This is a genomic window from Vreelandella boliviensis LC1, assembly GCF_000236035.1.
In the GTDB taxonomy this organism is placed as follows: Bacteria; Pseudomonadota; Gammaproteobacteria; order Pseudomonadales; family Halomonadaceae; genus Vreelandella; species Vreelandella boliviensis.
On the sequence record NZ_JH393257.1, the window covers coordinates 561,495 to 575,380 of the forward strand.

At 56.0% G+C, this 13,886-nt stretch carries 15 protein-coding genes and 1 tRNA gene; 3 read left to right on the top strand and 13 right to left on the bottom strand.

What is annotated here, in order from left to right:
* Positions 1 to 8: 8 nt before the first annotated feature.
* The 9 genes from ccmI to ccmA form a co-directional block, all read right to left on the bottom strand.
* Positions 9 to 1,259 carry a c-type cytochrome biogenesis protein CcmI gene (ccmI, locus tag KUC_RS02370; RefSeq protein ID WP_007111486.1) on the bottom strand — a complete coding sequence of 417 codons (1,251 nt, stop codon included), beginning with the start codon at positions 1,257 to 1,259 and terminating at the stop codon, positions 9 to 11.
* Positions 1,256 to 1,726, bottom strand: coding sequence for a cytochrome c-type biogenesis protein (locus tag KUC_RS02375; RefSeq protein ID WP_007111487.1), 471 nt, complete (start codon positions 1,724 to 1,726; stop codon positions 1,256 to 1,258). The genes ccmI and KUC_RS02375 overlap by 4 nt, the downstream gene beginning before the upstream one ends.
* Positions 1,717 to 2,244 carry a DsbE family thiol:disulfide interchange protein gene (locus tag KUC_RS02380; protein ID WP_007111488.1) on the bottom strand — a complete coding sequence of 176 codons (528 nt, stop codon included), beginning with the start codon at positions 2,242 to 2,244 and terminating at the stop codon, positions 1,717 to 1,719. The genes KUC_RS02375 and KUC_RS02380 overlap by 10 nt, the downstream gene beginning before the upstream one ends.
* On the bottom strand, positions 2,241 to 4,250 hold the full coding sequence (locus KUC_RS02385; RefSeq protein WP_007111489.1) for a heme lyase CcmF/NrfE family subunit: 2,010 nt from the start codon (positions 4,248 to 4,250) through the stop codon (positions 2,241 to 2,243). Before KUC_RS02385 ends, KUC_RS02380 begins: the two co-directional genes overlap by 4 nt.
* Before the next feature lie 45 nt (positions 4,251 to 4,295).
* Entirely contained in the window at positions 4,296 to 4,805 is a 510-nt protein-coding gene (gene ccmE, locus KUC_RS02390) for a cytochrome c maturation protein CcmE (protein ID WP_007111490.1), read from the bottom strand.
* Positions 4,802 to 4,993, bottom strand: a complete 192-nt coding sequence (gene ccmD / locus KUC_RS02395) for a heme exporter protein CcmD (RefSeq protein ID WP_007111491.1) — start codon at positions 4,991 to 4,993, stop codon at positions 4,802 to 4,804. The genes ccmE and ccmD overlap by 4 nt, the downstream gene beginning before the upstream one ends.
* The gene (locus tag KUC_RS02400) at positions 4,993 to 5,745 is read right to left on the bottom strand and encodes a heme ABC transporter permease (protein ID WP_007111492.1); all 753 of its coding nucleotides are present in this window, start codon (positions 5,743 to 5,745) and stop codon (positions 4,993 to 4,995) included. The genes ccmD and KUC_RS02400 overlap by 1 nt, the downstream gene beginning before the upstream one ends.
* A 14-nt stretch (positions 5,746 to 5,759) precedes the next feature.
* Positions 5,760 to 6,428, bottom strand: coding sequence for a heme exporter protein CcmB (gene ccmB / locus KUC_RS02405; RefSeq protein WP_244264772.1), 669 nt, complete (start codon positions 6,426 to 6,428; stop codon positions 5,760 to 5,762).
* A gap of 126 nt (positions 6,429 to 6,554) precedes the next feature.
* The gene (gene ccmA / locus KUC_RS02410; protein ID WP_007111494.1) at positions 6,555 to 7,199 is read right to left on the bottom strand and encodes a cytochrome c biogenesis heme-transporting ATPase CcmA; all 645 of its coding nucleotides are present in this window, start codon (positions 7,197 to 7,199) and stop codon (positions 6,555 to 6,557) included.
* A 197-nt stretch (positions 7,200 to 7,396) separates the two neighbouring features.
* On the opposite strand from ccmA, the gene KUC_RS02415 reads away from it, so the two are divergent.
* Both KUC_RS02415 and KUC_RS02420 read left to right on the top strand, forming a co-directional pair.
* Positions 7,397 to 7,801: a LexA family protein gene (locus tag KUC_RS02415; RefSeq protein ID WP_040479297.1), complete on the top strand. Its 405-nt coding sequence runs from the start codon at positions 7,397 to 7,399 to the stop codon at positions 7,799 to 7,801.
* Positions 7,801 to 8,427: an IMPACT family protein gene (locus KUC_RS02420; RefSeq protein ID WP_007111496.1), complete on the top strand. Its 627-nt coding sequence runs from the start codon at positions 7,801 to 7,803 to the stop codon at positions 8,425 to 8,427. Before KUC_RS02415 ends, KUC_RS02420 begins: the two co-directional genes overlap by 1 nt.
* 416 nt (positions 8,428 to 8,843) lie before the next feature.
* On the opposite strand, the gene KUC_RS02425 is transcribed toward KUC_RS02420, so the two are convergent.
* The 3 genes from KUC_RS02425 to KUC_RS02435 all read right to left on the bottom strand — a co-directional run bounded on the left by KUC_RS02425 (position 8,844) and on the right by KUC_RS02435 (position 12,341).
* Positions 8,844 to 10,166 (bottom strand): sodium ion-translocating decarboxylase subunit beta, encoded by a 1,323-nt coding sequence (locus tag KUC_RS02425; protein ID WP_007111497.1) that lies wholly within the window; start codon positions 10,164 to 10,166, stop codon positions 8,844 to 8,846.
* 10 nt (positions 10,167 to 10,176) lie between these two features.
* The gene (gene oadA / locus KUC_RS02430) at positions 10,177 to 11,991 is read right to left on the bottom strand and encodes a sodium-extruding oxaloacetate decarboxylase subunit alpha (RefSeq protein ID WP_007111498.1); all 1,815 of its coding nucleotides are present in this window, start codon (positions 11,989 to 11,991) and stop codon (positions 10,177 to 10,179) included.
* Between the two features lie 92 nt (positions 11,992 to 12,083).
* A complete protein-coding gene (locus KUC_RS02435) occupies positions 12,084 to 12,341 on the bottom strand; it encodes an oxaloacetate decarboxylase subunit gamma (RefSeq protein ID WP_007111499.1) in 258 nt (85 codons plus the stop codon).
* 148 nt (positions 12,342 to 12,489) lie between these two features.
* On the opposite strand from KUC_RS02435, the gene KUC_RS02440 reads away from it, so the two are divergent.
* On the top strand, positions 12,490 to 13,485 hold the full coding sequence (locus tag KUC_RS02440) for a tRNA dihydrouridine synthase (protein WP_244264723.1): 996 nt from the start codon (positions 12,490 to 12,492) through the stop codon (positions 13,483 to 13,485).
* Between the two features lie 178 nt (positions 13,486 to 13,663).
* Here KUC_RS02440 and KUC_RS02445 read toward each other — a convergent pair.
* Positions 13,664 to 13,740 (bottom strand) — tRNA-Arg (locus KUC_RS02445).
* Positions 13,741 to 13,886 lie beyond the last annotated feature (146 nt).

Genomic DNA, 13,886 nt, shown 5'->3' on the forward strand with positions numbered 1-13,886 from the left:
CGTTGCGATTATTCAAAGACACGGTTAATCACCACTTCAACCGCTTCACCTTCGTCGATCGGCCCGACGCTGACGCTCTCAAGGTCACCAAACAGATCCCCCGGCTGAGGCGCGGCTTGACCGGTGGGCGAAACACGCACCATTAAGCGCGCTTCACGCACCTGGGAGATCTGCGCTTGGGGGGACATCGCCGCGCTGTCATCTAGCGTCACTGTCATTGGCAGCTCTGATACCTGTGTTCGCACCACAGCCAGGGGCGGTAACTCGCCCTCAATATCGCGGGCAGTGATAAACACCGTATCGTTATCGTCAACGCGACCAGCGAGCTCTTCGTCTAACCCAACGCGAACCCGAATGCCGTTACCCACAGCAACAGCCTCTTCAGGTTCTATTTCAAGTTCTATGCCCATGCGTTCCTGAGCCACGCGAATACCCTCGCGTAGCGAGGCAACCGTGTTGGGATCTTCGATATTGGCAATCGCTCGGCGCCAGTGATCAATGGCCTGTTGGTAATCGCCGTTATCAAAGGCATTAACTCCCAGTAGGCCCAGCACGGTGGGCTGGCGAGGGTCTTGCTCCAGGGTTTCATCGACTAGCGCCTGCACCTCGTCGGTAAGCTCGCGCTCGGCCATAAAGAAACGAATTTGCGCCAACTGGGCGAGCAGTGGCGGAATGCGCCCTTCAATGTCGATCAGGCGCTCCAGGGCATCCACGGCTTTGGGCATTTGTCCGGTTTCGCGGTAGAGCGGAAACAGCGAGCTCCATACATTGGGGTTGCCCGGCTGGCGTTCGGCCTGCTCCTCCATGCGCTCGATATACATCGTAAGCGACCCATCAGGATCGTTTTGCACTTCTTGTTGCACGGCCAATAGCACCAGATCACCCTCTGCGCCCTTTTGCTGATACCAAATGACGCTAACGGCCACCACAGCAACCATCACCACTGGCACGACAATACGGCCGGCACTGGCTGTTTTGAGCGGCCGACGCTCGCGAAAAGCGGTATCTTCCAGCAGGCTGCGCTCAAGCTCAAGACGGTCTTCCTCAAAGCGGGCGGTATCAATATCGCCACGCTCCCGCGCCGCTTCCAGTGACGCCAAACGGCGCTTAAAAATCGCCACATTCTGTTCGGCGGAGCTGTCATTGGCTTCAAAATCGCGCTGCTGGTCATGCAGTGAACGCGCCTTTCTTAGCGGCGAAACCAACAGCCACAACGCGGGGAGCAGTAAAACGGCAATTGCAATCCAGAGCAGCGTCATGAAGACCTCTTACGGTTAGTCAGCGCTTCTATACGTTGACGTTCTTCGGCGTTCAACGCTTTAGCAGAGGCGTTGCGGCGGGCGCGAACCATCAGTACGACCACAATAGCGCCTAGCAACACCAGGGCGATGGGCAGGCCCCACAGCAAATAGGTGCGGCTCTCTAAACGCGGGTTGTAGAGAATATATTCGCCAAACCGCTGCACCATGTGATTAATGATTTCGATATCCGACTGCCCATCTTGCAGCAGTTGATAAACGCGATCGCGCATATCGGCTGAAATAGGGGCGTCGGAGTCATTGATCGCTTGGTTTTCACACAGCGGGCAGCGCATGGAGGCGGTCAAATCGTGATAACGCTTCTCCGTAACCGGGTCGTCAAATTCACGCAGCTCGATGCCGCCCGCCACTGCACCAAACGCTATGGCCAACAGCACGAATGCTGCTAGCGTTCGCATTAGCGCCATTTTTCCACCTCCGGCAGAATTCGCTCGCGTACGTCTTGCGGTGATACGTAGCCTTTATGGTGATAACGGATCACCCCGTCGGCATCGACCAGAAAGGTTTCCGGAGCCCCATAAACGCCGAGATCAAAGCCTAGCTCGCCCTCTGGATCAAAAATATTAACTTCAAACGGATCGCCAAATTCGCTGAGAAACTGCATGCCTTTCTCGCGGCTATCGCGGTAGTTGACCCCGACCATGCGAATACCGCGGTCAGCCAGCTCCAGCAGTTGTGGCATCTCCTGCTTACAAGCGGGGCACCACTCGCCCCATACGTTCACCAGGGTCACCTCGCCCTCTAATAGCGTTTGGTCGACGAGTCGATTCTCATCACGCAGCGTGGAGGCTTCAAAGGTCGGGAACTCCCGCGCCATCAGCGCTGAATCGCGCTGGGAAGGATCCAGCGAAAGGCCCTGGTAAAAGAACAGTGCCAGGCCTAAAAAACAGAGGGGCAGCAGTAATAGCATTAGTCGTCGCTTCATGCCGTTGCCTCCCGCGCGCTCTCACCCTTGTTGGCTAAGCTCGATGCTTCACGGGTGACCGCAGCGCGGCGATAGCGTTTATCGAGTACCGCCAGCACGCCGCCGAAAGCCATCAGCAGGCCTCCCAGCCATAGCCAGCGGACGAACGGCTTGTACTGCACCCGCATCGCCCAGCTGCCATCGCCCAGGTTTTCACCCATGGCTACATAGAGGTCGCGGAAAAGGCCTGGGCGCAGGGCAACCTGTGTCATCGGCATACCGGTGGCCAGGTAAAGACGCTTTTCGGGACGCATGGTAAAGCTGCGGCCTGAATCGCCTCGCTGTACTTGAAGAATGGCGGTGTCCGCCAGGAAGTTAGCCCCGCGACGCTCGGTTAACTCGGTCATGGTGAACTGATAGCCGGCTACTTCGACCGTGGTGCCCGGCGACATACGCACATTGCGCTCAATGTTGTAGTTGGATACTACTGCAACACCGACGATAGTAACCGCAACGCCGACGTGCCCCAACACCATGCCCCAGTACGCCAGGGAGAGCTTGCGCACCCCGGCCACAAACGAACTGGCGTGGCGAGTTTTATCGAACACATCACGCACCATGGGCAGCACAATCCAGAGTGCCGAGACAATGCCCAAGGAGACAAACAGGTTCCACTCTCCGCGATACAGCAGTGGCATCAATATGCCCAGTACCAGGGCAGCGACGCCTGCCAGCCACAGTTTACGGATCAGGTCGCGCGCCGCCATGCTTTTCCAGCGCGTTACCGAGCCTAGCCCCATAAAAATACACATCACCACGGTGAGCGGTACAAACAGGGCATTAAAGTAGGGAGGGCCCACGCTGATTTTCCCCAACCCCAGAGAGTCCAAGATGAGCGGATAGACGGTGCCCAGCAGCACGGTGACAGTCATAATCACCAGGAAGATATTATTGACCAGCAGCAGCGCATCCCGGGAGAGCCAGTTAAAACCGACTTTATGACTCACCCGCGGCGCGCGTAGCGCAAACACCAGCAGCGACAGCGTTACCGTAATGGCCAGCAGCATCAGGATAAAAAAGCCGCGGGCAGGATCGTTGGCAAACGCATGCACCGAGGTCAGCACCCCAGAGCGAACCAGGAAAGTACCCATCAGCGATAGCGAAAAGGTCGAGATCGCCAATAGTACGGTCCAGCTTTTAAACGAGCCGCGTTTTTCGGTGACCGCCAGCGAATGCACTAGCGCGGTTCCCGTCAACCAGGGCAGTAACGAGGCGTTTTCAACTGGATCCCAGAACCACCAGCCACCCCAGCCAAGCTCGTAATAGGCCCACCAACTGCCTAACGCGATACCCACGGTCAGAAACGCCCAGGCGATATTTGTCCAGGGCCTTGCCCAGCGTGTCCAGGCCGCGTCCAAACGCCCGCCCATTAGGGCCGCAATAGCAAACGCAAAGACCACTGAAAAGCCCACATAGCCCATGTAGAGCATCGGCGGGTGCACCACTAGCCCGAAGTCTTGCAGCAGTGGGTTAAGGTCGGCGCCATCCTGGGGCATATCGGGCAGCAGCCGCTCGAAGGGGTTCGACGTCATCAGAATAAACAGTAAGAAGCCGACGCAGACCATACCCATCACGCCCATTACTCGCGCGACCATATCCCGCGGCAGGTTGCCGGTGAATAGGCTGGCCGCAAACCCCCAGCCCGCGAGCATAAAGCTCCATAGCAACACCGAACCTTCGTGGTTGCCCCACACCGCGCTGAACTTGTAGTACCAGGGCAGCAGCGAGTTGGAGTTGTTGGCCACGTTGGCCACGCTAAAGTCATCCAGCATATAGCTGGCGGTCAAACAGGCGTAGGCAATGGCAATAAACACAAACTGCCCCACCGCCATGGGCTGGCCATAGGCCATCCACAGAGGTCGTCTAGTCGCCGCACCGGCCAGCGGCATCACTGCCTGCACCATCGCCATAAGCAACGCAATGATGAGAGCAAAGTGGCCAATTTCAGGGATCAGTTTGATAAGCATGAGTGCTCCGCATAAGGCTTAGTTGCCAACCCTCGGGTACGAAAATTAGTATTCGCTTGCCTGGGGGACGCCTTCTTCGTCCAGGCGTTTACCCACTTCGGCGGCTTTGGCCTGGTAGTCGGCGGGCGAATAGCCCGCTTCTTCAAGCGCTTGAGCGACTTCGGGGGGCATATAGTTCTCGTCGTGGCGCGCAAGCACCTTGTCGGCATACAAGCGTCCATCGGCTTGAAGTTCACCGACTACCACCACGCCTTGGCCTTCACGGAACAGGTCGGGCAGGATCCCGCTGTAGTAGACCTCCAGGTCATCGACGTAATCCGTCACAGTAAACTCTACGTCCAGACTTTCGGGGTCACGGGAAACCGAACCCTCTTTCACCATGCCGCCTGCGCGAATCTGACGTTCCATGGGCGCATCGCCCTGGGCAATCTGTACCGGGCTAAAAAACAGGTTAATGTTCGCGCGTAGCGCGTACAGGGTTAGCCCCACGGCAATCGCGGCCAGCGACACAAGGCCCAGAATAACAAACAGTTTCTGTTTACGTTTAGGCGTCATTGAGCACTCCCCCTCGCGCTGTTTTCGCGCCGTGCGCGACGTTTCAAGCCTTTGAGTAGTAGGCGCTGCTCTGCACGCGCATGCCAAACGGTGGCGAGCAACAGCAGCGCGGTAACACCCCAGGCAGACCATACATAAGGTGCGTGACCACCCATGGCGAGAAATTCGGAAAATGAGGCAAATGCCATTAGCGGGTCTCCTCTACCTGGCCTTTGACCAGATCCTGTACCCAGCGCTTATTAGCTTCGCGGCGAAGAATCTCGCTGCGCGTGCGCATCAACGTTAAGGCAATAAAAAAACTGTAAAAACCCAGCACCATAATCACCAGCGGCAGCCACATCTCGGTAGGCATGGCCGGGCGCGAAGTCAGCGTAAATGAAGCAGGCTGGTGCAGCGTGTACCACCAATCCACCGAGTATTTGATAATGGGAATATTGATCACCCCCACCATGGCCAGCACCGAGGCTGCCCGTGAGGCGCTATCGCGGCTGGTAAACGCGCCACGCAAGGCAATCACGCCCAAATACAAAAACAGCAGTATCAGCATGGAGGTCAGTCGGGCATCCCACATCCACCAGGTTCCCCAGGTGGGCACTCCCCATACAGCGCCGGAAAACAGCGCGACAAAGGTCATGGCCGCGCCAAGGGGGGCCATCACCGCCGCTGCCATATCAGCCACTTTAATCTTCCAAACCATAAACACCAGGCCGGATACCGCCATGGAGATAAAAATGGATTGGGCTAAAAAGGCTGCTGGCACATGAACGTAAATAATTCGGAAGCTATTACCCTGCTGGTAATCCGCCGGGGCAAACGCTAGCCCCCACAGCGAGCCAACGACCAATAACAGCACCGCCGCGGCCCAGAACCAGGGCTGCAGCTTGGCGCTAATGGTGTAGAACCACTTGGGTGATCCCAGCTTATGTATAAAGGCCCACATAGCGTGTCCTGTCCTTAACCGTTAATACTGATACGCAGCGATGCGGCAATCGCCCACGGCGCCAACATGAGTGAAGCGGCGAGCAGCGCACCCAGGATAGCCAGATGGGCTGCGACGCCGTCTCCTAAAATGGCCGCCTGTACCGCGCCTGCACCAAAAATAAGTACCGGGATATACAGCGGCAGTACCAAAAGCGAGAGCAGCACCCCGCCCCGTGCCAAGCCGACGGTTAACGCCGCTCCAATCGCGCCAATCAAACTCAAGCTTGCCGTACCCAGTGCAAGCGACAGCGCCAATATGGCGTAGCTACCCGCTGGCAGCGCCAGCATAATACCTAATACTGGCGCCATCAGCGCCAACGGTAAGCCTGTCAGCAGCCAGTGCACGGCCACTTTGGCCAAACTTAGCGCGGCTAACGGCTGCGGCGCCAATAGCAGTTGCTCAAGACTGCCGTCGTCATAATCGCTGCGAAACAGGCTATCTAATGAAAGTAGCGCGGCTAACAAAGCGGCCACCCACAGCAAACCTGGCGCAATCACCGCTAACAGCTCTGGATCGGGCGAAATAGCGATCGGAAACAGCGTGATCACCAGGGCAAAAAACACCAGCGGGTTGAGCACTTCGCCACGGCGTCTAAGCAACAGCGTTAAGTCACGCACTAGCGTGGCCTTCACTGCGATCATCAAACCACCTGGGTGCTCACGCAGTGGCACTGCTGAAACCTGCTGGGTGGTGTCTGAACCATGTAGAGAGCTATTTGAAGCACCATGCAAAGAGCTATGTGAAGAGCTATGCAACCCTTTCTCCTTCTACCCCAGCGCAATCCGTCTCAACAACGGTGAAGCGGTTAACTCGTGGTGTGTGGTTACTAGCACGCAGCCACCCGACTGAGCGTGAGCAACAAGCTGTCTTTCTAGATCAGCGACGCCGTGGCGATCTATCGCGGTAAAAGGTTCATCCAGTACCCAAAGTGCACGTGGCGTTAGCGTTAAGCGCGCCAGCGCCACACGGCGTTGCTGGCCTGCCGAGAGTTGCCCTGCGGGCACGTCTTCAAAGCCTGCTAAACCAACCCGTTCAAGGGCATCCAGGCGCTGCTCTTCGTGACCGTTTGCTCCGCTACTCTCTTCATTACTCTCACCACTTAACGCCTGATACCACGCTAAATTTTCTAACGGGGAGAGACCTGACTTTATGCCCGGGGCGTGTCCTAAATAGAGCAAATTAGCCAGGAAGTGTTCACGCGCATCGTTCATCGCAGCGCCATTCCAGAACAGCTCGCCCTGATAGTCGCTAAGCTGCCCGGAGAGAATTTTTAGCAGGCTGGTTTTACCACTGCCATTGGGGCCCTCAATACGCACAATTTCACCACTGCGAATATCAAGATCCAGCCCTTGAAAAAGCCAACGATCGTCGCGCTCACAGGCAAGCTGTCGGGCTTGTAGACACAGGCTCAAGCGTCTCTCCAGGCATATTGATTTCGCGTCGAACTTTACACGTAAAGCCCCTTTCTCGCCACTCACACAATGCGGCGCTGGGTCGCAGCGTGATCTCCATCAATACGTCGTAAGACCAATTATCACTAGCACTGTATGCAAAAACAGGTCTAAAATGAAAACCACTGTATGAAAGAACATGCAATGGAGATTTCCTAATGACCCTATCGATGGCAGCACCTGCCGCTACGTTCGGCCGTAGACAACCTGCACCGCGTCCATACGCGATGGCGCCTAGCGTTACCCGACGCAACACCTATGCACTCAAAGTGCGCGGTAACGCACTGTGTGATTGCAACTTGTTCGATGGCGATGTCATTATTATCCGTCGCTATCAACACGATACCCAGACAGAAACAGCTGTTGCCGAAATAAACCAGCAAACCATCGCCTTGAGGCAGCTCTCTATTAGCCGCTTTGGTGTGGAGCTATGGCCAGAAGATGCACTGCAGCCAGCGCTTTTTTTGCATAACCGGGATATTCAGGTACTCGGTATGGTAATGGGTGTCGAACCACATCCAAGAGCTTGCCTGAAAAGTAAGCATACCTTTACGGAGCATTAATGCGCTATCGGGTTCCCGAGCTATCCCCTGCATCATGCCATACGGCTGACATTGAAGTAGAAAAGAGCCAATTTATTACCTGGCTTTGCCACGCCCCTGATATCAACACATTCACCAACCTGCTGAATGCGGCGAAAACCGCGCACCCTAATGCCAGCCACCACTGCACTGCCTATATAGCCGGGCCACCCGGCGAGCAAAACTTGATCGGCTTTTCCGATGATGGCGAGCCTGGCGGCACCGCTGGCCGTCCCATGTATCAAGTTCTCCAGGGTAGCCAACTTGGCCAGATCGGTTGTGTGGTCATTCGTTATTTTGGCGGCACAAAACTCGGCACCGGAGGCCTAGCCCGTGCCTACGCCCAGGCGGTTAGCCATGCCCTTGAGACGCTACCTACACGAGAAGTCGTCGAGCGCGATTCTTACTCCCTGCGACTCACATTTGCTAATGAAGCGACTGCCCGCAGTTGGTGCGAAGAACGTGATATTCCTATTGAGCAGGCCGATTACGATGGCGATGGCGTGCGCCTAACCATTGGCTGGCCACGGGACTATCCATTGGATATTACCCCGCTGGAAAACCGCTTAAAGAGTGCTGTTGAGGTTCTCGCTGCACCAAAGGCATGACGCAGCAGAGCAAAAAGGCCCCATATGTCATTGCGAGGATCTTGTGACGCGGCAATCTCGTCCTGCAGTGGCAAACAAAACCGAGATCGCCGCGCTTCGCTCGCGATGACACTCACCGGTCATTGCGAGGAGCCTGCGACGCGGCAATCTCGTCCTGCGGTGGCAAACAAAACCGAGATCGCCGCGCTTCGCTCGCGATGACACTCACCGGTCATTGCGAGGAGCCTGCGACGCGGCAATCTCGTCCTGCGGTGGCAAACAAAACCGAGATCGCCGCGCTTCGCTCGCGATGACACTCACCGGTCATTGCGAGGAGCCTGCGACGAAGCAATCTCAAGCCTACCCTGAGAACCAACCCCAGATTGCTTCACTGCGTTCGCAATGACACCCCTATGTCATTGATGACAGAGGACTAGTTAACCAAGATATTTAATCATCACCCCAGCGGCTACCGCCGAACCAATGACCCCTGCGACGTTGGGGCCCATGGCATGCATCAACAAAAAGTTATGCGGGTTTGCTTCCAAACCCACTTTGTTGGCAACCCGTGCCGCCATCGGGACCGCAGAAACACCCGCAGCGCCGATTAATGGGTTGATGGGCATTTTGCTCATCAGGTTCATCAGCTTGGCCATCAATACCCCAGCGGCCGTGCCGATTCCGAAGGCGACAATACCCAAACCTAATATCCCCAGCGTCTCAAACGACAGGAAGCTTTCGGCCATCAGCTTGGAGCCCACCGATAGACCGAGGATAATGGTGACGATATTGATCAGGGCGTTTTGCGCGGTATCCGATAAGCGTTCAACCACACCACATTCGCGCATCAAATTACCGAAACAGAACATGCCCAGCAGCGGTGCTGCATCGGGTAGAAACAGCGCGACCAATATCAACAGCACCAGTGGAAAGACCACTTTTTCCAGCTTGGAGACCGGCCGCAGCTGGGTCATCTTAATTTGACGCTCTTTCTGGGTGGTCAAAAGTCGCATAATCGGCGGCTGAATCAGCGGCACCAGCGCCATATAGGCGTAAGCGGCCACGGCGATAGCACCCAGCAATTCCGGTGCCAGCACGCTAGAGACGTAGATGGAAGTCGGGCCATCAGCACCGCCAATAATACCAATGGCGGCGGCCTGATTAAGCGAGAAGTCCATGATCCCCATCGAGCTTAGCGCTACAGCGCCAAACAGGGTGGCAAAAATACCAAACTGAGCGGCCGCGCCTAAAAACAGCGTGCGTGGGTTGGCCAGCAGCGGGCCGAAGTCGGTCATGGCGCCCACACCCATAAAGATAATCAGCGGGGCAATACCCGAGGCAATCGCTACACTATAGAAGCTGTAGAGCATGCCGTCGCCGTAACCCACATTCATGGCGATATCTTTCGCGGCACGCACCTGATCCGGCGCAGCAGAATCGTGAGCAATCGCTTTTAGCGACTCCCGCCATGCTTCTGCGTTCGACAGAGGATCGAGGGTAGCGCCCAACGCCACTCCCATCTGCTGCAACACCGCGGGTTTTGCAACCTCAATCGCTTGGTCTAGCGCTGAAATCGCTAGCCCCGCTTCGGGGATATTAGCCAGAATGCCGCCAAAGCCAATCGGCACCAGCAGCAGTGGCTCAAACTTCTTATAGATGGCCAGGTAGAGCAGTCCAAGCCCGACCAGGATCATAACTGCTTGACCCAGTTCGAGGTTATACAGCCCAGAGCCTTCCCATAACGTTACTAATTTATCCATTACTGGGCCCTTAGAGCTCGATCAGCGTATCGCCTACGGCTACGCTGTCGCCCTCGCTGACGTTAACCTTAGACACAGTGCCTGCGCTGCTGGCACGCACTTCGGTTTCCATTTTCATCGCTTCAAGGATGATCACCACATCACCTTCAGCGACTTTTTCGCCGGGACGTACATTGACCTTGAAAATATTACCCGCCAGCGGCGCATCGATGCTTTCTCCACTGGGCGCAGGCACTTCCTCTTTGTGTGCGTTAGTGCTGGCTGCAGTTTGCTCTTGCACCTCGCCTAACTCGCCACCTTCAGAAACTTCCACCACGAAGGCTTTGCCATTGAGCTTAACGGTATAGGTTTCCGGGCCGCTGCTAGCGACCGGCGACTTGCTTTCTGCCTTGGCAGGCACCTGCGTAGCCGCCGTTTCAGCTGCCTGTGGAACAGGCTCAAAGGCATCAGGATTGTCACGGTTCTTAAGGAACTTCAAACCAATCTGTGGAAACAGCGCATAGGTCAGCACGTCATCCACTTCACGCTTGCCTTCAGCCAAACGAACACCTTCAGCGCTGGCTTTCTCTTTCAGCTCGATGGCCAGTCTATCCATTTCAGGTGAGAGGTTATCCGCCGGGCGGCAGGTAATTGGCTCGCCGCCTTCTAATACGCGCTTCTGCAGCTCGGCGTTGAAGGGCGCAGGGGCAGCGCCATATTCACCTTTGAGCAGCGCCTGGACTTCCTTGGAAATCGACTTGTAGCGCTCGCCCATCATCACGTTCATAACCGCCTGAGTGCCAACGATTTGCGAGGTTGGCGTCACCAGCGGAATAAAGCCTAGATCTTCGCGCACGCGGGGAATCTCGCTCAGCACGTCGTCCAGCTTATCGCCCGCGCCCTGCTCTTTCAGCTGGCCTTCCATATTGGTCAGCATGCCGCCTGGTACCTGAGCAATCAGGATGCGTGAATCAATACCGCGCAGCGAGCCTTCAAAGGCGGCGTACTTCTTACGTACCTCACGGAAGTAACCGGCAATATCTTCCAGCAGCTCAAGATCCAGGCCGGTATCCCGACCGGTGTCCTTCAGCATTGCCACCACTGACTCGGTGGGGCTGTGGCCATAGGTCATCGACATGGACGAGATTGAGGTGTCGACGTTATCGATGCCCGCTTCTACCGCTTTCAAAATAGTCGACGTAGAGAGACCGGTGGTGGCGTGGCAGTGCAGGTGCACCGGAATTGATAATTCTTTCTTGAGCCGTGAGACCAAGTCAAACGCCGTGTAGGGCGTCAATAACCCCGCCATATCCTTGATAGCCAATGAATCCGCGCCCAAACCGGCAATGGTTTTAGCGAGATCGACCCAGCTATCCAGGGTATGTACCGGGCTCACAGTGTAGGAGATAGTGCCCTGGGCGTGACCTTCAACGTTACGCACCGCCTGAATGGCGCGCTCGAGATTGCGTGGGTCATTCATGGCATCGAAGACGCGGAATACGTCAACACCGTTGGTTTTCGCCCGCTCGACAAACTTATCGACAACGTCATCGGCGTAGTGGCGGTAGCCCAGCAGGTTCTGCCCACGCAGTAGCATGGCCTGCGGGGTATTGGGCATGGCCTCTTTTAATGCGCGAATGCGCTCCCACGGATCTTCACCCAAATAACGGATGCAGGCATCATAGGTCGCCCCACCCCAGGTTTCCAGCGACCAGTAGCCAACGCGATCCAGCTTTTCGGCTATCGGTAGCATATCGTCCAGGCGCATACGCGTGGCAAATAGCGATTGATGGGCATCGCGCAGCACGACATCGGTAATGCCTAGAGGGCGTTTTATTTCGTTCATGGTCTTGGCTCACAGTAATAGAGTTGTAAGTTTGTAGTAAAAATAACAAAAAAACAGTCAAAAGAGGGGTGAAATGAAAAAAATTAAGAAAGTTAGCGACGCCGCGTTGAGCGGTAACGGTGCACTGCAGCACTGATCGCTGCCATAACCTCGTCACTTTGAGCAGAGGGGACGGAAGATGGCGATGATTTTTTGCCCGTATCAACAGCGACCGGAACGGGCTGAAAACGCCCAATAAGCTTTGACATCAGCGTAACGCTAATGACCAAAATAGTAAGAAAAACAAACACTACACCCATACCGAGTGCCATCAATGCCAGCCCATCTTGCAATAGTCCTAGATCCTGCATAAGGCGCTCTCCTGCTTTTCAATTACAGTTCAAGTACTTTTATACGCACATCATTAGGCCAATACGGTGAAAGGCGCTTGGCGCAGTAAGGGGAATACACTAACCTGCCACACCCAGAATAGAATGCAATGGCGCGATAGTGGAAGTCATGGTTGTTAATTTACTACATAACGGCAGAATCGGCCTAGCCCCGATGGAAGGGGTAATCGACGCCCTGACTCGTGATCTGTTAACCCGTCATGCCGGGTTCGACTGGACAGTCACCGAGTTTGTCCGCGTTGTCGATGCCCGCCTGCCACCAAGAGTGTTTTATAAGCACTGCCCCGAACTTACGCAACCGCCTGTGGCCACACCGAGCGGCATTCCCGTGCATTTACAGCTGCTGGGCTCTGACCCAGCCGCCTTGGCGGCCAACGCGCGCCAGGCGCTTAGCTTAGGCGCAGTAAGCATCGACCTTAATTTCGGCTGCCCTGCTAAACTGGTTAACCGGCACGATGGCGGCGCTTCGCTACTCCGCCAGCCTGATCGCGTCTACCAAGCAGTGAAAGCCGTTCACGACGCTTTAGACGGGGAAATTCCGGTAACCGCCAAGATTCGCCTGGGCTTCGCTAACCGCCGCTTAGCGGTGGCCTGCGCCCAGGCCACCGAAGCGGGTGGTGCCGCCCAGCTGGTTGTGCATGCGCGCACCCGAGACGAGGGCTACCGCCCTCCGGCGCACTGGGAGTGGATCGGCAAAATTCGCCGCCAGGTGAGCATTCCGGTTGTCGCCAATGGCGATATCTGGACGCTGGAGGATTACTGGAAAGCCCGCACCCTATCAGGATGTCGTGACGTAATGCTGGGGCGCAGCGCACTGGCCGACCCTTGGTTAGCGCCACGTATTCGCCACTGGCTGCGAACCGGCGAGCGACTGCCTGAAAGCAGCTGGGCGATGCGCGCCAGCGTGCTTAAAGAGTACGCCGCCCTACAGCGCCAACAACTGCCAGACCGTGTCGTGGTCTCCCTGGTAAAGCAGTGGCTCGCCCAAATGCGCCAAGGTAGCAGTGAAGCTGAGCAGAATTTTCAGCGTGTGAAGCGCCTCACCGAGCTAGACCAACTGCTCGATAACCTTGTCGTCGACGAACAGCACGCCGTACTGTCTTAACCCCTCTCTCGATCGCACCGACCCAATCAACAGGTAAAAAAAAGCGCCCTACCGCAAAGCGGGGGCGCTACAAACGATCGCAAGACCGGGGCGCGAGCCTTAGCCGGTCAGGCTATAAATAGACGGTCAGGCTGGAAACAGAAAACCCGCTCTCAATAAGAGAGCGGGTTTTTGAATTTGGCGCGCCCGGGAGGATTCGAACCTCCGACCCCCTGATTCGTAGTCAGGTACTCTATCCAGCTGAGCTACGGGCGCGTAATATTTCTGTAAACGTTTACTTTTACTGCTACTAGTATCAACGCAGGCACTGTTAAGCGCCACTAGCCTTAATCTAAACTAACATTAAGTACAGTCAGTATAAGAAGGTGGCGCGCCCGGGAGGATTCGAACCTCCGACCCCC

What these genes read in the sequence shown, in the direction of transcription:
- KUC_RS02385 (WP_007111489.1), bottom strand. Translation starts at nt 4,250, where the DNA reads ATGCTTATCAAACTGATCCCTGAAATTGGCCACTTTGCTCTCATCATT.
- ccmB (WP_244264772.1), bottom strand. Translation starts at nt 6,428, where the DNA reads ATGATCGCAGTGAAGGCCACGCTAGTGCGTGACTTAACGCTGTTGCTT.
- ccmD (WP_007111491.1), bottom strand. Translation starts at nt 4,993, where the DNA reads ATGGCATTTGCCTCATTTTCCGAATTTCTCGCCATGGGTGGTCACGCA.
- KUC_RS02435 (WP_007111499.1), bottom strand. Translation starts at nt 12,341, where the DNA reads ATGCAGGATCTAGGACTATTGCAAGATGGGCTGGCATTGATGGCACTC.
- KUC_RS02380 (WP_007111488.1), bottom strand. Translation starts at nt 2,244, where the DNA reads ATGAAGCGACGACTAATGCTATTACTGCTGCCCCTCTGTTTTTTAGGC.
- KUC_RS02400 (WP_007111492.1), bottom strand. Translation starts at nt 5,745, where the DNA reads ATGTGGGCCTTTATACATAAGCTGGGATCACCCAAGTGGTTCTACACC.
- KUC_RS02425 (WP_007111497.1), bottom strand. Translation starts at nt 10,166, where the DNA reads ATGGATAAATTAGTAACGTTATGGGAAGGCTCTGGGCTGTATAACCTC.
- KUC_RS02440 (WP_244264723.1), top strand. Translation starts at nt 12,490, where the DNA reads ATGGTTGTTAATTTACTACATAACGGCAGAATCGGCCTAGCCCCGATG.
- ccmE (WP_007111490.1), bottom strand. Translation starts at nt 4,805, where the DNA reads ATGACGCCTAAACGTAAACAGAAACTGTTTGTTATTCTGGGCCTTGTG.
- KUC_RS02415 (WP_040479297.1), top strand. Translation starts at nt 7,397, where the DNA reads ATGACCCTATCGATGGCAGCACCTGCCGCTACGTTCGGCCGTAGACAA.
- KUC_RS02375 (WP_007111487.1), bottom strand. Translation starts at nt 1,726, where the DNA reads ATGGCGCTAATGCGAACGCTAGCAGCATTCGTGCTGTTGGCCATAGCG.
- oadA (WP_007111498.1), bottom strand. Translation starts at nt 11,991, where the DNA reads ATGAACGAAATAAAACGCCCTCTAGGCATTACCGATGTCGTGCTGCGC.
- KUC_RS02420 (WP_007111496.1), top strand. Translation starts at nt 7,801, where the DNA reads ATGCGCTATCGGGTTCCCGAGCTATCCCCTGCATCATGCCATACGGCT.
- ccmI (WP_007111486.1), bottom strand. Translation starts at nt 1,259, where the DNA reads ATGACGCTGCTCTGGATTGCAATTGCCGTTTTACTGCTCCCCGCGTTG.